At 47.9% G+C, this 20,404-nt stretch carries 21 protein-coding genes; 12 read left to right on the top strand and 9 right to left on the bottom strand.

The features are described from left to right. Positions 1-174 precede the first annotated feature (174 nt). Together WQ57_RS14220 and WQ57_RS14215 are read left to right on the top strand one after the other, a co-directional pair. The gene (locus WQ57_RS14220; RefSeq protein WP_046524449.1) at positions 175-1,815 is read left to right on the top strand and encodes an ABC transporter permease; all 1,641 of its coding nucleotides are present in this window, start codon (positions 175-177) and stop codon (positions 1,813-1,815) included. A gap of 126 nt (positions 1,816-1,941) precedes the next feature. Beyond that, the gene (locus WQ57_RS14215) at positions 1,942-2,748 is read left to right on the top strand and encodes a thermonuclease family protein (RefSeq protein ID WP_046524448.1); all 807 of its coding nucleotides are present in this window, start codon (positions 1,942-1,944) and stop codon (positions 2,746-2,748) included. 30 nt (positions 2,749-2,778) lie between these two features. Here WQ57_RS14215 and WQ57_RS27025 read toward each other — a convergent pair whose 3' ends face one another. Further along, a complete protein-coding gene (locus WQ57_RS27025; RefSeq protein WP_173427560.1) occupies positions 2,779-2,943 on the bottom strand; it encodes a hypothetical protein in 165 nt (54 codons plus the stop codon). Between the two features lie 203 nt (positions 2,944-3,146). On the opposite strand from WQ57_RS27025, the gene WQ57_RS14210 reads away from it, so the two are divergent. Continuing rightward, complete coding sequence (locus WQ57_RS14210; RefSeq protein ID WP_046524447.1) at positions 3,147-4,073, top strand: dipeptidase; 927 nt, start codon at positions 3,147-3,149, stop codon at positions 4,071-4,073. A gap of 102 nt (positions 4,074-4,175) precedes the next feature. Here the strand turns inward: WQ57_RS14210 and WQ57_RS14205 are convergent, their stop codons facing one another. Continuing rightward, on the bottom strand, positions 4,176-5,348 hold the full coding sequence (locus WQ57_RS14205) for a MerR family transcriptional regulator (RefSeq protein ID WP_084820284.1): 1,173 nt from the start codon (positions 5,346-5,348) through the stop codon (positions 4,176-4,178). A gap of 285 nt (positions 5,349-5,633) precedes the next feature. On the opposite strand from WQ57_RS14205, the gene aspA reads away from it, so the two are divergent. Continuing rightward, positions 5,634-7,058: an aspartate ammonia-lyase gene (aspA, locus tag WQ57_RS14200; RefSeq protein WP_046524446.1), complete on the top strand. Its 1,425-nt coding sequence runs from the start codon at positions 5,634-5,636 to the stop codon at positions 7,056-7,058. 369 nt (positions 7,059-7,427) lie between these two features. Here aspA and WQ57_RS14195 read toward each other — a convergent pair whose 3' ends face one another. After that, positions 7,428-8,216: an HAD family hydrolase gene (locus WQ57_RS14195; RefSeq protein ID WP_046524445.1), complete on the bottom strand. Its 789-nt coding sequence runs from the start codon at positions 8,214-8,216 to the stop codon at positions 7,428-7,430. A 169-nt stretch (positions 8,217-8,385) separates the two neighbouring features. Between WQ57_RS14195 and WQ57_RS14190 the strand changes: the two genes are divergently transcribed. Beyond that, the gene (locus tag WQ57_RS14190; protein WP_046524444.1) at positions 8,386-9,009 is read left to right on the top strand and encodes an NUDIX hydrolase; all 624 of its coding nucleotides are present in this window, start codon (positions 8,386-8,388) and stop codon (positions 9,007-9,009) included. A gap of 166 nt (positions 9,010-9,175) precedes the next feature. Continuing rightward, positions 9,176-10,537, top strand: coding sequence for an aspartate kinase (locus WQ57_RS14185; protein ID WP_046524519.1), 1,362 nt, complete (start codon positions 9,176-9,178; stop codon positions 10,535-10,537). Positions 10,538-10,572: 35 nt separating this feature from the next. Here the strand turns inward: WQ57_RS14185 and WQ57_RS14180 are convergent, their stop codons facing one another. Next, positions 10,573-10,881 (bottom strand): hypothetical protein, encoded by a 309-nt coding sequence (locus WQ57_RS14180; RefSeq protein WP_156183148.1) that lies wholly within the window; start codon positions 10,879-10,881, stop codon positions 10,573-10,575. 129 nt (positions 10,882-11,010) lie between these two features. Here WQ57_RS14180 and WQ57_RS14175 point away from each other — a divergent pair, with 129 nt between their 5' ends. The 5 genes from WQ57_RS14175 to WQ57_RS14155 all read left to right on the top strand — a co-directional run bounded on the left by WQ57_RS14175 (position 11,011) and on the right by WQ57_RS14155 (position 15,235). After that, entirely contained in the window at positions 11,011-11,931 is a 921-nt protein-coding gene (locus WQ57_RS14175) for a S66 peptidase family protein (RefSeq protein WP_046524442.1), read from the top strand. Positions 11,932-12,152: 221 nt separating this feature from the next. After that, on the top strand, positions 12,153-12,299 hold the full coding sequence (locus tag WQ57_RS26695; RefSeq protein ID WP_156183147.1) for a hypothetical protein: 147 nt from the start codon (positions 12,153-12,155) through the stop codon (positions 12,297-12,299). A gap of 185 nt (positions 12,300-12,484) precedes the next feature. Continuing rightward, the gene (locus tag WQ57_RS14170; RefSeq protein ID WP_046524441.1) at positions 12,485-13,366 is read left to right on the top strand and encodes a carbon-nitrogen hydrolase family protein; all 882 of its coding nucleotides are present in this window, start codon (positions 12,485-12,487) and stop codon (positions 13,364-13,366) included. Between the two features lie 7 nt (positions 13,367-13,373). Continuing rightward, complete coding sequence (locus WQ57_RS14165) at positions 13,374-14,045, top strand: GNAT family N-acetyltransferase (protein ID WP_046524440.1); 672 nt, start codon at positions 13,374-13,376, stop codon at positions 14,043-14,045. A gap of 473 nt (positions 14,046-14,518) precedes the next feature. After that, positions 14,519-15,235: a 3-ketoacyl-ACP reductase gene (locus WQ57_RS14155; RefSeq protein ID WP_046524438.1), complete on the top strand. Its 717-nt coding sequence runs from the start codon at positions 14,519-14,521 to the stop codon at positions 15,233-15,235. Positions 15,236-15,276: 41 nt separating this feature from the next. Here WQ57_RS14155 and WQ57_RS14150 read toward each other — a convergent pair whose 3' ends face one another. Continuing rightward, positions 15,277-15,636: a hypothetical protein gene (locus WQ57_RS14150; RefSeq protein WP_046524437.1), complete on the bottom strand. Its 360-nt coding sequence runs from the start codon at positions 15,634-15,636 to the stop codon at positions 15,277-15,279. A gap of 680 nt (positions 15,637-16,316) precedes the next feature. Here WQ57_RS14150 and WQ57_RS14145 point away from each other — a divergent pair. Then, positions 16,317-16,859 (top strand): HD domain-containing protein, encoded by a 543-nt coding sequence (locus WQ57_RS14145; RefSeq protein WP_046524436.1) that lies wholly within the window; start codon positions 16,317-16,319, stop codon positions 16,857-16,859. A gap of 80 nt (positions 16,860-16,939) precedes the next feature. On the opposite strand, the gene WQ57_RS27220 is transcribed toward WQ57_RS14145, so the two are convergent. The 4 genes from WQ57_RS27220 to WQ57_RS14125 are packed head-to-tail and all read right to left on the bottom strand — an operon-like array spanning position 16,940 to position 20,222. After that, the gene (locus WQ57_RS27220; protein WP_046524435.1) at positions 16,940-17,776 is read right to left on the bottom strand and encodes a PhnE/PtxC family ABC transporter permease; all 837 of its coding nucleotides are present in this window, start codon (positions 17,774-17,776) and stop codon (positions 16,940-16,942) included. Continuing rightward, positions 17,773-18,561, bottom strand: a complete 789-nt coding sequence (locus WQ57_RS27215) for a PhnE/PtxC family ABC transporter permease (RefSeq protein ID WP_046524434.1) — start codon at positions 18,559-18,561, stop codon at positions 17,773-17,775. The genes WQ57_RS27220 and WQ57_RS27215 overlap by 4 nt, the downstream gene beginning before the upstream one ends. A 1-nt stretch (position 18,562) precedes the next feature. Then, positions 18,563-19,315: a phosphonate ABC transporter ATP-binding protein gene (gene phnC, locus WQ57_RS14130; protein WP_052948761.1), complete on the bottom strand. Its 753-nt coding sequence runs from the start codon at positions 19,313-19,315 to the stop codon at positions 18,563-18,565. A 10-nt stretch (positions 19,316-19,325) separates the two neighbouring features. Beyond that, positions 19,326-20,222, bottom strand: coding sequence for a putative selenate ABC transporter substrate-binding protein (locus WQ57_RS14125; RefSeq protein ID WP_046524433.1), 897 nt, complete (start codon positions 20,220-20,222; stop codon positions 19,326-19,328). Positions 20,223-20,404 lie beyond the last annotated feature (182 nt).

Here is a 20,404-nt window from a genome sequence, read left to right as displayed (position 1 = left end):
TACTTAGGAAACACCTTGAACTTGAATTGACTTGAGAATGATTTTCATTATAATTAAACTGAAAAGCGTTATGATAGATTGCAAGGGTTTTTAGGATGGGCAACACACGAATGCATACAGCTGCCGGTCAAAAGCAGGGGATGCCTACAACAGGATGGGAAGAAGGTTCAATCAATGCAGTGGGTAAGAAACTTGAAAATGCACCTAAATGGATGGGCTGTGCTCACATTATTGTTTGTTCTGATCATTCTCCTGCCAAACATCTCTGTATTCGCCCAGCTATTCACGCCCCCCAATGAGAATTGGTACCATATTAAAGAGTTTCTCCTGAAAAGCTATATATTCAATACTTTGACTCTCGTAATCTTCACGGCGCTGTTTACCATCCTGATTGGCGTGAGCGCTTCGTGGTTTGTCTCGGCCTATGACTTTCCTTTTAAAAATTTCTTTAAATGGGCGCTCGTTTTGCCGCTGGCGATACCACCTTACATAGGAGCCTATACCTACCATGGTATTTTAAACTACACTGGCGTCATCCAGACCACTTTGAGGAATTCCTTTGATGTCCAGGTCCAGCAAAAGTACTTTGACATCATGACAATGCCTGGAGCCGTGTTTATCTTCACGATGTTTTTGTTTCCGTACGTGTATATCATCACAAGGAGCTTTCTGGAAAAACAGGCAGCTTCGCTGATTGAAAATGCGAGGCTGCTTGGCAGCTCTTCGTTTGAAATCTTTTACCGGGTGGTCATCCCCATTTCCCGCACGGCGATCATTGGCGGAGCAAGCCTTGTGGTCCTGGAAGTCCTGAATGATTTTGGAGTCGTCAAGTATTTCGGGATTCCAACCTTCAGTACCGCCATTTTCCAGGCCTGGTTCGGCATGGGGGACCATGGCTCGGCTGTCCGGCTTGCAGGAATTCTAATGAGCATTGTCATTGTGATTCTGGTCCTTGAAAAACTGTTTAGAGGGCGGAAAAAATATAGCTTCTCCACTTCCAAAGTACGCCCTATTCAAAAAATGGAGCTAACCGGCCTGAAGGGCTGGGGAATGTTCGCCTATTTCCTTGCCATCTTTTCACTCGCTTTCCTGATTCCGTTTGTTCAGCTTGTACATTGGGCCGTCATGACCTATGAGCTTATTTTTACCGGGGAATTCTTCCGGCTGATTTGGAACTCGGTGTTTGTCGCAGTGATTGCGGCGAGCGTGATTGTCGCAGCAGCGCTGATAATCGGGAATTATACAAGGCTCACGGATGGAAGGGTGGCAAAAGCCATGTCCAGGGTGACGATCCTTGGCTATTCGATGCCTGGGGCTGTTATTGCCATAGGGGTCATCACTCTTTTTATTGCGCTGGATAAAAAGCTGTTTACATTTTACGAGGCAATCGGCCTGCAGCCGACATTGATTTTAAGCTTGAGTGTCAGCATGCTGATTTTCGCCTATGTGATCAGGTTTCTTGCCATCGGCTACAACTCCATTGAGGCAGGGTTCGAGAAGGTTGGGCGTTCGTTCACGGAAGCGTCGCGCCTGCTCGGCATGCCGGTTACAAAGACCTTTTTTAAAGTGGACCTGAAAATGATCAAAGGGGCAGTGTTCAGCGGCTTCATCCTCGTATTTGTCGATATATTGAAGGAACTGCCATTAACCCTGATTCTTCAGCCATTTAATTTCTACACGCTTGCGACGAAAGCGTTCCAGTATGCGAGCGATGAAATGATCCAGGAAGCAGCGATTGCCTCGCTCCTGATCATCATCATCAGCGGCTTGTCCATCTTCTTCTTCCACGTCATCCTGGAAAAAGAACAACACTGAAGCTTCATCTGACTAAAGCGTGCCTGACCCCCGATGCGGTAACGCGTTACCGCACCGGGGGTCAGGCACGCTTTTTGTTTGTGTGGTAAAATAGCAATCGTGAGTTTTGATTTAAAGGAGTGCGGGATGAGAAATTATTTGTTTGCAAGTTTGATAGTGCTGCTGTTTATTTTGGCAGGCTGTGGCGGTGTTGTCGAGGAGCCTCGTCAGACAGAGGACCAGTCTGCTCCCCAGGAACGATCACCAGAAAGCCGGAATCAGGCCAAAGAAATAGTGGACAGTCCTGTTAACGAGGACATCGAGGGCCTTAGGGGAAAAGTTCTTTCGGTGGTAGACGGGGATACCTTCAAGGTAAGGCTCGATAATGGGCGGGAAGAAACAGTAAGGATGACCTTGATTGATACCCCTGAGACGAAGCACCCGAAGCTGGGTGTACAGCCATTTGGCAAGGAAGCTTCGGAATTCACGACTTCCCGGCTGACAGGCAAGGACGTTCTTCTTGAACTGGATGTCCAGGAAAGGGACCGCTATGGCCGTGTTCTTGCCTACGTTTGGCTTGGAGAGCAGCTCTTCAATCAGACTTTGATTGAAGAAGGATTGGCAAGGGTCGCCGTTTTTCCGCCAAATACGAAATATGTGGACACATTCCGTGAAGTTCAGCGAAAAGCGGAAACAGCGGGGAATGGTATCTGGAGCATTGAGGATTATGTCCTGGAAAAGGGATATGCTTCCGAGGCAGCAGAACAGCAAAGCGAAGTTCCCGAAGCAGCAAGTGATGGTACGTGTGAAGGGAAGATAAAAGGAAACAGAAACTCAAAAATTTACCATGTGCCTTCAGGCAATTATTACGATGAAGTATCAGAGCACAATATAGTCTGGTTCTGTTCGGAGGAAGAGGCCAAAGCAGCCGGATACAGAGCTTCGAAACGATAGGGCGCTTTATGAAGAAAAAGGAACTTATCGCTAGATAAGTTCCTTTTTCTTGCACTTGTCTGCCAGCTCCATCAATTCACGGTCATCCAGGTCCAAAATTTCTGCCTCTGAAAGGTCTTTCATTGCGCCGAGGACGATTGTTTCCATTTGGTACCTTTCGACCTCGCTCAGAAAGTATGATTTCATTACCAGCATGTTCTTCCACCTCTATTAATTGCAGACTTTATTCTACAATATGTAATTAAGCCAAAGTCGTGAACGGTTTACATTTGGAAATGAATGGTTATTCATTCATTGTACTCTAAATTGTAATACATAATAACACATTAATCAATCTCATGTATAATTATTTTTAAGAGTGTACATCTGCTAAGCCAGTCCTTAAAGGGGGATTTTATGTGAATATCATTGACCTGCATTGCGATGCATTGCTAAAGCTGCAGGAAGCAGAGGGGAAGCTCCGCTTTGCTGATGGACCACAGCTGGATGCGAACCTGCAGCGTCTTATGCAAGGAGGCGTGGCTGTCCAGTGCTTTGCCATTTTTATCGACCCTGACATCAAGCAGGAGCATAAATTTGATGCAGCTCTTGGACAAATCGACTTGTTTTATCGTGAAGTGCTTGGAAGAAATCCGGATATGAAGCATCTTAAGCACTGGGAGGATTTTGACACTCTTGAAAAGGGAAGGGTTGGTGCGTTTCTTTCGCTTGAAGGAGTGGATGCGATCGGAAATGACCTTGGAAAGCTCCGGATCCTCTACCAGCTTGGTGTCCGTTCAGTCGGCCTCACCTGGAACAATGCCAACCTTGCCGCAGATGGTGCAGGGGAGCCCCGGGGAGCAGGGCTGACTTCATTTGGAAAAGAAATTGTCCAGTTGAACAACGAGCATAAAGTGTTGACCGATGTCTCGCATCTTTGTGAAAAAGCTTTCTGGGATTGCCTCGAAGTGGCTGAATATCCGATTGCCAGCCATTCCAATTCACGGCATCTCTGCAATCATGTCCGCAATTTGCATGACCAGCAGGCGAGCGCGCTGTTTGAAAAAAACGGCATGCTGCATGTTGTATTTTTTCCGGATTTTGTCGTCGAAGGAGGGAAAGCGAATGTTCAGGATGTGGTCCGCCATATCGACCGCTTCTGCGCGCTTGGCGGTGTGAATAACCTTGGCTTTGGTTCAGACTTTGACGGAATTTCCAGCCATGTAAGCGGCCTGGAGAACGCTTCGCTGTATCCAAACCTGATCAATGAGCTGCTGAAGCATTTCAGCGAGGAACAGGTGAGGGGTTTCGCTTATCAGAATTTCCTTGACCATCGACCTAAATGACAAAGAGCCAGCCGGGATTTTTCCTGGATGGCTCTTTAAGCTGTTGGAGATGGTTGTTTTTTGTAAATTATCGCTCTTTCCTTTAAAGGATTGCCTTCTCCTTTACTTCCAGGGCTTCCACCATTTTTTGCTGCCGTCTGCCTTTGCGGCAGCGGCTTCCCGGAAAGTGTCGACCATCCCTTTGAACACCTCGTCGCGCTGCTGGATTTCGCCGCGGAAATTTTCCCGCTCCAGTTTAATCGTTTCAAGGTAATATTCCCTGTCCATGGCAAGCTGTTCGTTCAGCGTGCTTAATTCGGCTGCTGTCATTTCCTTGTTCTCGGCAATGTATTCTGTCAATATTTTAAATTCATCAGAGGTTTCATCCAAGCGTGAAGCCAGGGCCTGGAGCTCTTCGGAAGTACCTTTCGAAAGCTTCGCAATGCTGCTGGAAAGAGTCGACATTTCCTTTGCGGTTCCCTTTGTCAGCTTGGCGACATTATCTTTAAGAGCGGTAACCTCCTTCTTGGTACTGCTCGTGACCTTTGTAACGCTCTGTGAAAGGTTCGAAAGCTCCCTGGCTGTGCCTTTCGAAAGCTTCGCAACGTCCTGCGAAAGAGAGCCAACCTTCTCTTCCGTTCCCTTTGCAGTCGTAACAAGTGTGCTGGACAGGTTTTCAACAGTCTCGGAAGTATGTTCCGAAGCTTTCGCAACCTGTTTTGAAAGCTCGTCCAAATCCGCTTTCATCCTTTCCTTGGATCTTGAAATGGATAAGGAAAGGGCCTTGATTGTCTGCAGGGAGCCTGAAGCGATGTCCTTTTTGACTTCGTCGACGATTTCACTGCGGAGATTGTGGCGGATTTCCATCTTCACATCATGAAGGAGATCCTGCTTATAGGCTTCGAGCGCATGGAAAAAGCCTTCGACATCAAAGTCCGGCTGCTTGGGAGGAGCCGGGGGCTGTGCCTGCTGGACATGAGCGTTTTCCTGGACCATCGGCAGGTTGGCAGCCGGGGCCGGTCCTGGTTCGGAACCCCCTTTTGAAGAAAGCTCCATATGTTTTTGCAGAAGTTCGCGAATCATATCCTTGCTTAGGTTTTTGCTGCGCATTTGTTTGATTTTTGCCAGCAGTTCGATTTCCTGGTCTGTATAAAATCTTGCTCCTTGTCTGGTGCGCGGGACGACTAGCAGCCCTTCGAGGTCTTTTTCCCATTGACGGATGGTACCGGAAGGAACATTGATTTTCCTTGAAACTTCTTTAATGGTGTAAGCCTTCATAAATTGAGTGTCTTTCATTTTTGCCAACCCTTTCTTTATTTAGTAGACCTGAGTATCGAAAGCAGGACTCAATTGGTTTTTATTTCAATTCAGCACAGGGGCACCCTTTTTCCTGCAAGGTGACAAAAGCTATCAAAACAAGTGCGGATTCACCAGGACGGTCCATAAAACAACAAATGCACGTGCGTTACGACAAAAACATGAGGCAGTGGAAGGGAATTTGCTGGGGATGTTGGGGGTCTTTCGGTTACAATAAGAATGACACAATCCAATAACATTACAGGCTTGTAGGAGGAGAAAGCTTTGGCAGAAGCAAATGTACGAACAGAAAAAGACTTTCTTGGAACAAAGGAAGTGCCGGAAGATGCTTATTATGGAATCCAGACACTTCGGGCGGTTGAAAATTTCCCAATCACCGGATATCGTATCCACGGGGAATTGATCAGGGCTCTTGCGATGGTAAAAAAGGCAGCGGCCCTCGCAAACATGGAAGTCGGCAGGCTCTATAGCGGACTGGGAGAGGCGATTGTGAAAGCCGCAGATGAAATCATCGATGGCGAATGGCATGACCAGTTTATTGTCGATCCAATACAGGGAGGGGCAGGCACCTCCATCAATATGAACGCCAATGAAGTCATTGCCAACCGGGCGCTTGAAATCCTTGGAAAACAAAAGGGTGATTACCTCAGCCTGAGCCCGAATACCCATGTGAATATGGCCCAATCCACCAATGATGCGTTTCCGACAGCGATGCACATTTCCGTCCTGTCACTCTTGGAACAGCTGCTGTACACGATGAAGAAGATGCACGCCGTGTTTGAACAAAAAGCGGAAGAATTCGACTCATATATCAAAATGGGGAGGACCCATCTTCAGGATGCCGTTCCTATAAGGCTAGGCCAGGAGTTCAAAGGATATAGCAGGGTGCTAGCCAGGGATATCAGAAGGATAGACAATACTCGCACCCACCTATATGAGGTCAATATGGGGGCTACGGCTGTCGGAACCGGGCTGAATGCGAATCCCAAATACATAACACGAGTTGTCGAACATTTGGCGGATATCAGCCGTATGCCGCTCGTCAACGCCGAGCATTTGGTTGATGCGACCCAGAATACGGATGCTTACACCGAGGTTTCAGCTTCTCTCAAGGTATGCATGATGAATATGTCCAAAATTGCCAATGACTTGCGCTTGATGGCTTCCGGCCCGCGTGTCGGCTTCAATGAGATTTCCCTGCCTTCGCGCCAGCCTGGCTCTTCCATCATGCCGGGCAAGGTGAATCCGGTAATGGCCGAGCTCATCAACCAGGTCGCTTTCCAGGTGATTGGCAATGACCATACCATCTGCCTCGCATCGGAAGCAGGACAATTGGAGTTAAACGTCATGGAACCGGTGCTTATTTTTAATTTGATTCAATCCATTTCCATCATGAACAATGCTTTTGAGGTATTCACCGAATATTGCTTAGCAGGGATTGAGGCTAATAAGGAGAAGCTAAGGGAGGACGTCGAACGGAGTGTCGGTATCATAACTGCGGTCAACCCTCACCTGGGATATGAAGTGGTGGCCAGAATCGCCAGGGAAGCGATCTTAACGGGAAAATCCGTGCGGGAACTGTGCCTGGCGTATGATGTCCTGACAGAAGAAGAGCTTGATATCATCCTGAATCCTTTCGAAATGACCAACCCTGGCATTGCCGGGGAAGATCTGCTGAACAGGGAATAAATTCATAGGTACGGAAATGGCAGGCGGTTACGGGGTCTGTAGTGATCTTTTGTTGATTACCTGTGCGGCAAGGAATTTTAGACGGAGAAATTCCGGTTAAGGTAAATAGTAGGGGCTAAAAATGCAGAAATAACCGGACATTTTCCGATTAACCCCTCTTTTTAGGACTAAATCTAAGGATTAAATCAATATACACGGAAAAACTCCGCTTATATTGCGGGAAATACAAGTATTTCCTCATTTAAGCGGAATTTTTCCGTTTATTTTTTAAACGTAGTAAAGTCAGATGGCCGCGCACCTTCAGACTCCGCTGTCCATCAAAAGCCCCATGCATGGCACAGCCGCCTTGCACTCCGGCGGTTTACTCCATTAATCCAACAACCCAAGCTGCTTCAGGCCATTGTAGATGCCGGAGTCGGTAACTGCCGTTGTTTTATGTTTGGCATATGGAAACAGGTCCTCATGGGCATTGCCCATTGCGAAACCTTCGCCTACTGCTGCAAGCATTTCCTTATCGTTCATCCCGTCTCCAAAAGCGATCGAAGCCTCCCGCGGAATCCCGAGGCGGTCCAGTAAAAATTCGACGCCGATGCCCTTATTGACTTTATTCCTGATCACATCGAAGCAGTGGCGCATCCCTTCTATATTAACCTGCGATAAATGAATGTCATTTCCGAGGTTATACTTCCGGTGATTCTCTTCCTCTCTGGCGATAATGGTCAACCCAAGAATATCGTGAAGCACATCCTCTGTAAAAAGGGCATTTTGCCTCAAATGGAACATTTGCATAAAGTCCTCCACTTTTCTGGAGTCCATTGATGTGAAGTAGTTCCTGTTGTTTGTATAAAGGACCACTTCGTGCCGCTGTTTTTCCGCGACGTCAAGGATGGCTTTGACTTTTTCGGCATCCATTGGTTCCGAAAAGATTTCTTCTTCATTGTATATGGCCAATGCCCCATTGTACCCAATATAAGAAGAGATGTTCAGCTCTTCGCCTATCTCCCTGATTTCATGGATGGGCCTTCCTGTGGCAAGAACCGTCTCAATTCCTTTTTCCTTCATGGCCGAGACGGCGGTTTTCGTGGAATCCTCAATGGTGTTGTCGGGCCTGAGGATGGTCCCGTCAATATCGAGAAACAAAATTTTATAATTTTCCATGACGAAGCTCCTTGTCTGTTTTATCCTATTGTACCTTTAGAAACCCTTAAGCTCAAACCGAGGGCTACTTGCTATGGGCTGAAGATGGCGGCATCACAGGGAAGCGCTGATTTCCACGTTTTGCTTTATTTGGGGTATAATAGAACTGTGTTTGAATCGAGGTGAAATCATGAAAGCTGATAAACTGTTAAGGAAATTTAGCGGCAGAACTCCCGGTATTTTAGGGCAGGAGGATTTTTTCCGGTTTGCTGTGCTGCTCCCGCTTGTCGAGGTGGACAATGAGGCTCATGTACTGTTTGAGGTGAGGGCGAACCATTTGCGCAGGCAGCCAGGGGAGGTATGCTTTCCTGGAGGGAAACTGGATGAAAGCGACCCGGATGAAAAATATGGTGCCATCAGGGAGACAATGGAAGAGCTCGGACTTGAAGAAAGCGATATTACCGATGTCATCCCCCTCGATTACATGGTTTCCGCTTTTGGGACGATCATCTATCCATTTGCCGGTGTGATTGCCAATCCGGCTAAAATCTCCCCTAACCCTGACGAGGTAGGCGATATTTTCACAGTTCCCCTTTCATTCTTCAAGGATACAGAGCCTGATACCCATAAAATCAATTTTCAGGTGCAGCCTGAGGATGGATTTCCTTTTGACCTGATTGTCGGTGGTGAGAATTATAATTGGCAGGCAAGGCAAATGGATGAGTATTTTTACCATTATGAGGGACAAGTCATTTGGGGCCTGACTGCAAGGATCCTCACCCATTTCCTTAAGCTGATCGGCATCAGGCCGTAACATCTTTCCTGATGCTGCTTAAGAATCAATAGTATTACCCTGAAGCTGCCTTGCAGCTTTTTTTTATGGCGAGTCCCTGCCGAAACAAGAATTAGATAGAAAATTCTTGCATCTTCAAAACTTTAGGGGCATAATGAAAAATAAAACTTTTGCGGAGGATGGCCAAATGAAAGTCGTAAAATTCGGAGGTTCGTCGTTAGCTTCCGGGGAACAGTTGGAAAAAGTATATAACATCGTTGTTTCGGATTCTGAGCGAAAGGTGGTAGTCGTATCCGCACCTGGGAAGCGGTACCCTGATGATATAAAGGTAACCGATCTTTTGATTGCCTGTGCAGAGCATATGCTGGAGACAGGAGAAGCCGGGGAGTACTTTGATGCTGTTATCCAAAGGTATTCCAGCATTGCCCGTGAACTGGAGCTCGGGGATGAAATCATCGAAATCATTACAGACAGTTTCATGCAGCTTCTGGCTGACACATCGAAAAGCAGGGATCATTTCATCGAATCGGTAAAAGCGAGCGGGGAAGATAATAATGCCAAGCTTGTTGCTGCCTATTTCCAGTCCAGGGGCGTGGAAGCGAGCTATATAAACCCGAAGGATGCGGGCTTGTTTGTCAGTGATGAGCCGGGGAATGCACAGGTATTGCCTGAGGCCTATGAGAATTTGTACGAACTCCGGAAAAAGTCCGGAATCCTGATCTTTCCTGGATTCTTTGGCTATACAAAGGAAGGTGATATTGCCACTTTCTCCAGGAGCGGATCGGATATTACCGGCTCAATTGTCGCAAATGGAATTAAAGCCGAAGTATATGAGAATTTCACGGATGTCGATGCGGTTTATTCTGTAAATCCGTCCATTGTCAAAAATCCAAAGGAAATCAGGGAGCTCACATATCGGGAAATGCGGGAGCTTTCCTATGCAGGGTTTTCCGTTTTCCATGATGAGGCTTTGATGCCTGCTTTCCATGCGGAAATTCCCGTCCATGTTAAAAATACAAACAACCCGGAGGCTCTGGGAACAAGGATTGTCCATCAGCGGAAAAACCAGAATGGCCCGGTAGTCGGCATTGCCAGTGACGGCGGTTTTTGCAGCATTTATGTCAGCAAATACCTGATGAACCGCGAAATCGGGTTTGGACGCAAGCTGCTGCAGATTCTCGAGGAATACCATCTTTCCTACGAGCATCTTCCATCCGGGATCGATGATATCTCGATCATCCTGCGCCAGGACCAGCTGAATTATGTGCTGGAAAAAGATATCCTGCAAAGAATCCAAACCGAGCTTGGGGCGGACGAAGTCAAAGTCCAGCATGACCTCAGCCTGATCATGGTGGTAGGCGAAGGCATGCGCTGCAATGTCGGAACAATGGCCCGGGCGGCAAAAGCTTTGGCAGCGAGTGGCGTGAACATTGAGATGATCAACCAGGGTTCCTCCGAAGTGAGCATGATGTTCGGCGTCATCGAGGCAGATGAAAAGAAAGCGGTAAAAGCCCTGTACGAAGAATTCTTTGTTGGCGTTACTGTCTAAAGAGCGGAAAGCACTGTCCTTCCAGGATAGTGCTTTTACTGTTTATAGCGGATATACTCGTAATTTTCGGTCGCAGTCTTTTGGATAAGCTTCCCCTCTGAATCTTTAATAATTTCATATTCCCGGTACGTCTCGACCATATAGCCATCCACTTCCTCCCGGCCGACCAGGAACATTTCCAGCTGCGGCAGCATCTCTTCGCGAAGCTCCTCTTCGCTTTTAAAGGAAGAAACCGTGACAGCGTCCTCATCGGGAAAATATCGCTCAAGCTCTGTAATGACAAGCTCGAGCGCACCTAAAAACAAAAGCAGGAACAAGCCCGCTCTTACCCCCGTCCTAATCATTATTCCAGCCCCCTTTGCATGTGCTTCTACAACTATATGCTTGTACTTTTTTTGTGATGACACCTGCCTGCTTTTGTCATAAAAGGAAATCTGGCTCATATAGATACCTCTGAACAGGGGGACGGGCATATGATAAAACCAATGAAATTAATGAAAGGCGATACAGTTGGAGTGGTGGCGCCTGCGGGAACGCCTAAGCGCCAGGCACTGGAAAAAGGGGTACAGTTCCTGGTGGAATCAGGGCTGCAAGTACAACTTGGAGAACATGTGCATAAGGAATGGGGCTATCTTGCGGGCAGCGACGAGGAAAGGGCGGAAGATTTGCACAGAATGTTCAGGGACAGGGAGATCAAAGCCATTTTCTGTGCCCGCGGCGGGTATGGCAGCGCCAGGATGGCAACACTGTTGGATTATTCATTGATCAGCAAAAACCCGAAGATATTCTGGGGGTACAGCGACATTACGTTTTTACATTTGGCCATAGCCAAAAACACCGGCCTGGTCACTTTTCATGGGCCGATGATTGCCTCCGATTTTGGCCGGGAGAGCATAGACCCCGATACCAGGGAGAGTTTTCAGCAAGTGTTCAGTGATCAGCAGCAGTCCTTTCCTTACGGTGGCCATCCCCCATTGCAAACAGTCGTGGACGGGCTGGCTTTTGGACGGCTTACAGGCGGAAATTTGACATTGATGACGAGCACGCTCGGAACGCCTTATGAGATCGAGACAACAGGGAAGATCTTGTTTATGGAAGAAATCAACGAGGAACCGCGCTCCGTCGACAGGATGCTAAACCAGCTTTTACTCGCCGGAAAACTGCAAAATGCGGCAGGAATCGTGCTTGGCGATTTTCATGACTGCACAACGGAAGACAAGCCTTCATTTGAGCTGGCTGAGGTTCTGGAACACTACTTGAAGGTGGCCAACCGGCCGGCGGTTCATGGCCTTAAAGCTGGCCATTGCAGCCCGAATTTCGGCATACCTCTTGGTGTAAACGCCATTTTGGATACAAACAGGGGACAGCTGCAGATTGACAACGGTGTCCGCTAGGGAGATTATTTCTCGGGCAAGCGCAGGATGCGACAGGTTTCTGACTTCGTAGCCGGCAGGCTTTCGACAAAATATCGTATGTTCCGGTTTATTTCGCTATGTAATTTCTGTAAATTCCGATAAATATATTCCGTAAATTCCATTTATTGGTCTGCTTCATTATGTTTAAGAGAGACCGTTTAGGTTTATATAAAGTAAAAAAGGCAGAGGAGTGGACGTAAGTGGAATTGTCTAAAGCGATTGAAGTGCTGAGAAGGGAACGGTTCACGGAAGAGGAAGTGGAACATACGGTGGAAATTCTGGCAGAAACAAAGGGAGTCGACCTGCACGCGGTGAAACATCTGCTCGAAGATACGAGGGTTAGTTAAAAAAGCCTGGCCTGCTTGGCCAGGCTTTTTCGTGTATAAGGAACCTCTATAAAAATTGGACAGCTGTCCGCTAAAAAAAAGGCAAAAAACTATATTCAATTTCATGCGAATGTTTTATAATGAGTCTCGATGTTTCGATTCCCTTGTTTCGAGACTTATTATTTTTTTGCCTGGAGGGATTGGGTATGAAATTAAGAGTATCTGCCGTTCAATATCATCTTCATACGATCAGGTCGTTTGAAGAATTTGCTGCTCAATGTGAGCACTATATAAAAACAGCACAGGAATATGGTTCTGAATTTGTGCTGTTTCCTGAATTTTTTACTACCCAATTGCTTTCCATCGGCAGTGAGCAGGGAACACGGCTGACGATTAACGAATTGCCGGGATTTACGGAACAGTATCTGAACTTGTTCCAGCAGTTCGCCTTGAATACAAAGATGCATATAATCGGGGGTACACATGTACTCGCCCGTGAAGGAAAATTATATAATGTGGCCCATTTGTTCTATCCGGACGGCAGGATTGAAGAGCAGGCCAAGCTGCATATCACACCGACTGAAGTGGAAGAGTGGAATATGTCTGCAGGCGACAGTTTCAGGGTATTCGATACCGAAAAGGGCAGGATTGCTTTGTTGACTTGCTATGATATCGAGTTCCCGGAAATTGTCCGGATGGCGAAGGCCAAAGGCGCGGATGTGATTTTCTGCCCTTCCTGCACAGATGACCGCCATGGTTTCCACCGTGTTCGCTATACAAGCCATGCGAGGGCGATTGAAAACCAGGTTTATGTGGTGTTGACAGGAACAGTAGGTGCTCTGCCGACTGTTGATTTCATGAGGGCCAATTTTGGGCAGGCAGCCATTATCACTCCGAATGATATTCCTTTCCCGCCTAAAGGCCTGCTGGCGGAAGGCGAGCTGAACAATGACATGATTGTCACCGCCGATCTTGACCTTAGCCTGCTGTATGAAGTGCGCGAGCGCGGCTCAGTGACAACATGGCGCGACCGCCGCACCGATTTGTACACGGATTGGGAACAGGAAGAAAGTTTGAAAAGGAGCTAAATAGACCATGGAATATATCCGAGTTAATTCTATAGAGGATCCACTTTTTGCCAAGCTCCATAACTTGATGAAGGAAGTTTTTCCCCCTGAAGAGGTGCTTGAATTTGACTTATGGAAGGAGCCGCTTGAGGATCCTTCCATCCGCGTCTTTGTTGCTGTGCACGAAGGTGAAGTGGTGGGGGTAACCGAATACCGCTATTATTCTGACTGGAATATTGCGATGACCGATTTTACTATTGTCGGCCGGCCTGGCCTCGGTCTTGGCCGCTTCATCGCCGAGAAGCGCATGGAAGACCTCAGCAACCTGGCGCAGGAACAGGGTGTCGAGCTGTTTGGGATGTTTGCGGAGATTTATGACCCATACCGCCGGGGCGACCACGACTTTGGCGGTGTCCAAACAATGAATCCATTTGTCCGCCGGGAAGTATTGTCGCATCTTGGCTATGAACGCCTGGATTTTACCTATGTGCATCCTTCCTGGGAAAATGACGGCACGGCCGTTGAAGGGCTCGATTTGTGCTTCATGCCACTCGACAGCTCTGTTAAGGAACTGCCGGCAGCCCAAATCGTCGATTTCCTGACGGTCTATTACTCTGTACTGGATAATAAGCCGCAGGAATGGTTAGATATGATTAATCAATTAAAAAACAGGCAGACAGTAAAGCTTCTGCCGTTATAATGAGGAACCACACTGGCCGCCAATGCGGCCAGTTTTTGTTTATACTTGTGTAGATAATTTAAGGTGTCCCTGCTCCGTTACGGCTTGTTGGCGCAAAAAAGAGGAGAGAGCCCCGGGATTTTGCGTTAAATGGGCTTGTTGGCGCAATAAAGAAGAGAGATTCCTGTGAAATTACGTTAACAGGGCTTATTAACGTAAATAAGAAGAGGAGCCCCACGAAATCTGCGCCAATAGGGCTTGTTGGCGCAAAAAAGAGAAGAGAGCTCGGAATAATTGCGTTAACAGCGGTTGTTAGCGCAAAAAAGAAAAAGAGAGCACCGGGAATTTGCGTTAATAGGGACTGTTGGTATAAAAGTAAAATGGCCGCTTATTGACCTCGATGCTCCATTCGAGACAGCGGGCCCACTTTTGGGTAAACTAGCTTGTAGGATGCAATCAGGCATTCTTAACGCTGTACTGAAAGGAGTTTTATAATGCAATCTTTAAAAGGCAAAACAGCATTGATCACCGGAGCAGGAAGGGGGATTGGCCGGGCTGCAGCCATAGCGCTTGCCGCTGAGGGAGTCCATATCGGCCTGCTGGGCAAGAATATGGACAACCTTGAAAAAGTCACAGCTGAACTGGAACAGTATGGAGTCAATGTTTCGGGTGCAGCGGCAGACGTTGGCGACCGGCAATCTGTCGAGAATGCAGTTGAACATATCACATCCGAACTAGGCTCAATAGACATCCTGATCAATAATGCGGGTATTGCCAAATTTGGCGGTTTCCTGGAACTGGATCCCCAGGAATGGGAACAAATCATCCAGGTCAACCTGCTGGGAACCTATTATGTAACCAGGGCGGTCCTACCGGGAATGATGGAAAAGAAATCGGGCGACATTATCAATATCTCCTCGACAGCCGGCCAGAAGGGGGCGCCGGTAACAAGTGCCTACAGCGCTTCGAAATTCGGGGTGCTTGGCTTGACAGAGTCCCTGCTGATGGAAGTCAGGAAGCATAATATCAGGGTGACAGCGATGACTCCAAGCACAGTGGCGACAGACCTTGCTGTCGAAAACAAGCTGGTTGGCGAAAACACCGACAACGTGATGCAGCCAGAGGATCTGGCCGAAATGATGGTCGCACAGCTGAAGCTCCACCCTAGAGTGTTCGTAAAATCGACCGGTCTTTGGTCGACAAATCCATAAAACATAAAAACCCTTTCCGTAATTGGAAAGGGTTTTTTGCGTTATTCCTCTGTTTCGAACTCCTCGCCGCTCGTTCCGCCATCTTCAGGAGCTTCAACATCACCATTCATTTCACCGTTCGTTCCGCCGCCAGTCATCCCGCCATCCGGGCTGCCGCCATTTGTACCATCATTTGTAGTACCATCATTTGTAGTACCATCATTGGTGGTGCCGCCGTCGGTGTCAGGGTCTCCGAGGTTGTTGCCGTTATTTTCAGGCACCTGATTCTCTTCAGGGGCTTGATCTTCTTCGATTACAGGATCATCTGCAGGAGGTGCCGGGTCTTCCGCGCCTGAACATCCAGCGACAATCATACCTGAGGCAAATAGGGTGGAAGCGAGTAAAGGCCATTTCTTTTTCAACTGCATTGCTCCTTTCCCAGTAATCTATTAATCCATACCTTTGGATAGCAGCAAGAAAACATCCATTTTTTACCAAACGTTTCACTGTTTTGAATCTTTTAAAACTCCAAGGCTGAAAACAGAAAAAAGGTGCAAACCATTCGGTTCGCACCTTTTTTCTGTCCCATTAATTAGGACATGTGATAGGAGTGCCTGATGGGGAGGTATCGATGTTAAATATATCGATTCATGGCCAAGGTGCCAATCGCCCTGTCGGCAAAACCCTCACAGATTGCAATGCCAAAGACTAATTCTGAAGTCGCCGTTAAATCTTGCAATTTAACCAGTCCCTTCTGTTTTGTTTTGGCCTTGCACTCTTTATATACCCCTGGGAATGGAGTACAAACCGTAAGGAAATAAAATGGGGAAATCCTCCTGTCTCGCCTGCTGGCCTCAGTGAAGGGCGCATGGTCCTCTGCCAGACGGCAGGCTCCTGTTTGTTTTTAGGCAAAGAAGGGGAAAAATATCTTTGGAGTTAAGCATGAGTTAAATGCTAGAATATATCACAAAAAGGTTGAGAAGCAATGCAGTTTGTGTTATCCTCACAAAAATCCAAATATTCCTGCCGGGATGGCGTATTGGTTCCCTAAAGAGGGGACTTGCCATGTGATAGCATTGATTGAAAAGAAGGAGGAAATTGAATGCGGGATGTGACGCTTCTGGATCTATTTGAACACCATATCACTCAAAAGTATGTGAAGCGCTCGGGATTTGCCCATGCCATTGCCGTTGCCTATCACGCCTTCCACCTTGCCAAGGAGCACGGGGTGGATGTGGATATTGCCGCAAAAGCCGGCTTTCTTCATGATATCGGCCATTTTACCTGGTTTCGAAACGGGAAGTGGGACTATGAGCTGTATAAGCAGAATGATATTCATCCAATCAAGGGGGCAGAGCGCGCACACAAGTTGCTGATCAGGCTTGGGGAAAACCCGGTTCGGGCAAAGACGACGGCACTGGCAATTCTTTTTCACACCGATTCCTTCCTGCCAACCAATGATATTGAACGGACGACACTCCAAAAGGTGGTTAAATGGGCGGATGAAAAGGACGAGGAAGAAGGCGGAGCCCATCATTACCGAACGATAAACAAAGAGCGTGCGCGCCAAAGCATCATCCGGCTGGATCAGATGATTGACGCCGCACTAGGGTTTGGCGGGGAAGAACAGAAAGTGGCTGAGTAATTAAAATGCGCAGGAACGGACAGGTATCCAAGTGCAAAATCTTCTAAAATGACAAAAGCCGGGCAGAGACGCCCGGCTTTTTATTTTACAAAAAACCTTGATTTTTCGGAGATATAATCGGCGATGATGACCAGAATCAGATAACAGATCAGCAGCAGAGTGATTTCGGTATAGTGGAAAAAACTCATGCTGAGCTTGAACTGCTGGCCGAGCCCGCCTGCGCCGACAAAGCCGACGACGATGGTTGTCCGCATGATGACTTCCCAGCGGTACAGGATATAAGTCAAAAACTTCGGCAATACGGTCGGGAGCACTCCGTAGAGCAATAGCTGCGGACGCGAAGCCCCAGCGGACGCGAGGTTCCGGACAGGGCGTGGGTCACTGTCCTCGATTACTTCCGCGCACAGCTTCCCGAGAATGCCAAAGTTGTGAAGGGCAAGTGCGATTGCTCCAGGGAGGATACCCGGCTTGAAGATGAAAATGACAATCATCGCCCAGAGCAGTTCGGGAATCGCCCGGCTGAATATATAGCTGATCCGGATCAGCCCAAACACAATCCAGCGGTACCATTTCCTTGTAAGAGTCAGGCTTCCGTCGGCCACGTTGCGCGCTGCCGGAATCACTGTGAGGAACATGACAATGGTCGAAAACCCAATCGCCATGATGCTCATTTGCAGGGTTTCAATCGTCAGCCTGAACGCATCTGACCAGCTGTCTTTGTTAAAAAACGCCACTTCCGTCTGCCCGATGCCAAAGAGGCCGCTGAAGAATTTTTTCGCATACTGCAGGTTGTCGTTTGAAAACAAGGACGCAAGGCTTGCCTTTTCCACTCCGATAACCTGATACCAGGAAGCTCCGATCAGAAGGAAGAAGGCAAGAACAGAAAGCGTCGTAAAGTTGAAAGTCCGTTTTCTCATAATGCCATCCTCTTTCTAAGCATATTGCTCCAACCGTCGATCAGGATGATAAGAAGGATGAGGAAGTACATAAAGGTCCACACTTCATCATAATGCAGGTCATCGAGGGACAGCTGAATCTGGTAGCCGAGGCCGCCAAGGCCAACGAAGCTCATGATGGCCGAGGACCTGACCGCACATTCATACCGGTACATCGTGTAGCTGATCATGCTGGCCTTTACACTCGGCAAATAGCCGTAAAACAGGCATTGCAGCCTCGAGGCGCCAGCGGCCCTTAGTGCCTGGATAGGCTCCTCGGGTACGTCGTTGATCATGTCGGCAAAAATCCTGCCAAGAATGCCCCCGTACGGAATGGCAAGCGCAAAGACAGCTGCGTAAGGCGTAAGGCCGAAGGAGGCGACGAACAGCCATGCCCAGACAAGTTCATGAATGGCACGCATAAAGCCGAGGACGCCGCGGAAGAACCCTTTCATCATCTTCCTTGATCCTTTGCCTCCTGCCAGCACACCTGAGGCGAGGATCCCGAAAACAAGCGCAAGAATCAGTGCCAGAGAGATGCCGGCAGTGGCATAGGCAAGGGTGATCCATGACGAATGGACCGCCAGCCTGATGATGTCTGCCGACAGGTCAGGCTGGAACATGGCCGCAAAAATCTCCATGGCCGTGCCTAGGCCGCTCGAGTGCAAAACACCTTCCTGCCAGTTCACCCCGAAAAGGCTCCAGGCGAACAGGAGCAGCAAAAAGGCGGTTAGGAGCTTTCTTTTATGAAGGTCGAAAGATAGCATGTCAGTTAAGCTCCTTTAGCTGGTAAAGCTCCTGAAGCTGCTGTTCTGTTACCTGGTGTGAAGGCAGGTCAAAAAAGATATCGCCATTTTTTAGGGCAATCAATCTTGTGAAATACTTCCTGGCATATTCAACCGAGTGCAGGCTGGCTACGACCGTCTGGTTTTCCTGCTTGGCAAGCCCGGTGAGCATCGCAAGGATGTCTTCGGAGCGGGCGGGGTCAAGCGAGGCAACAGGTTCGTCGGCGAGGATGACCTCCGGTTTTTGCATCAGCAGGCGGGCTAGGGCTACACGCTGCTGTTCGCCGCCTGATAGGTTGGAAGTACGCTCATACAGCTTATCTTCCAGACCGACCCGCTTCAATGCATCCACCGCCTTGTCTTTTTCCTGAGGAATAAACAAGGAAGCAAACGATTTTAACAGGCTCCATTCAGCCAGCCGACCTGCTAGTACATTATGGATTACCGCCAGCTGGCCGACCAGGTCGAATTGCTGGCGGATCAGGCCAATCTTCCTTGCTCTCTGCCTGCGGTCGGCATATTGGCTGAGTGGTTTTCCATCCACCTTCAGCTCGCCGCTGTCAGGCTCCAGAAGGGAGGCGAGCAGGTTCAGGAGCGTCGTTTTCCCGGCTCCGCTAGGCCCAATCAGGGCAACCAGTTCGCCTTTTTTTACAACAAAAGAAAGGGAAGATAATGCTATCTTCCTCTCATAACGTTTCTCTATTGAATTAACTTCTATCATGTTCTGTTCAGACACGCGGTGTCACCTACTTGATAATCTTTAGTTCTCTGGCAACTTCCTCAATGGCCTTGTAGTTGTCATTATTGGTCGGGATAAATTGCTCTGCTGCCAGCAGGTCCATCACTTCATTGTCGCCGGCTTTCATCGAGAGAATGGCTTCCGTCAGCTTGGTCTTCGTTTCTTCATCCATTTTATTAACTGTCCAGTTATAGTCATAATACTCTGGAGTTGTATAGAAGACTTTCACTTTATCAGGATCGACACTGCCTTCGGCAACGGCTGCTTCCCAAACCGAAATATTCAGTGCACCTGCCTGGAAGGCACCGGATTCGACCAGTTTGTAGGTCTTATCATGAGATCCAGAGTAATTTGGGTTGCCATCAAGATCCTGGTCAGGATTAACGCCTGCTTCTGTCATGAAATAGCGGGGCATCAAATGGCCGGAAGTGGAGCTTTCGCTTCCAAATGTAAAGGTTTTGCCTTTTAAGTCTTCCAAAGAGGATACATCCAGGTCGCTTTGTGCGATAAACACCGATTTGAATTTTTCATCAATTGGGCGCTGTGCAATCGCTTCTGCTTCAGGTACCGCATTGCGGGCCTGGACTCCTGTCAGACCGCCGAACCAGGCCAGCTGGATTTCGCCGCGCTCAAACGCAGTAACCAATGCAGCATAATCAACCGAAGGAACATATTCTACTTCAAATCCCGTCTTTTCGGCAAGGTCTGCCGCAAAATCATCCATGCTTCTATTAAGTTCGGCTGCATTTTGATCGGGAATCATTCCAATTTTAATGACTTCCTTTGTTTCAGTTGCTGTGTTTTCTTCCTTGTTCTCTTCCTTGTTTTCTTCCGTTCCGCCGCCGCAAGCTGCAAGCAGGAGGATGAACATCAGGGAGGCAAGTGCTAAAAGATGTTTTTTCATGTGCAGTCTCCTTTTTCTATTAGTACGTTTGTATCATAACGTATTGAAATCGAAGGCACAATTTATTTAATCGATAGCATGGATAAAAGCATATCGCATTTATCGATTGAACAAACCGCCATTATTAATAGAAGAAATGGCGGATTTTTTATAGTCCCTTTGCCGTTTAAGGCGCCGGTTAT

The sequence above is a fragment of the Mesobacillus campisalis genome (assembly GCF_000986785.1).
In the GTDB taxonomy this organism is placed as follows: Bacteria; Bacillota; Bacilli; order Bacillales; family Cytobacillaceae; genus Mesobacillus_B; species Mesobacillus_B campisalis.
Note: the sequence above shows the minus strand (reverse complement) of the source record. Positions and strands in the feature narration are given on the sequence as shown.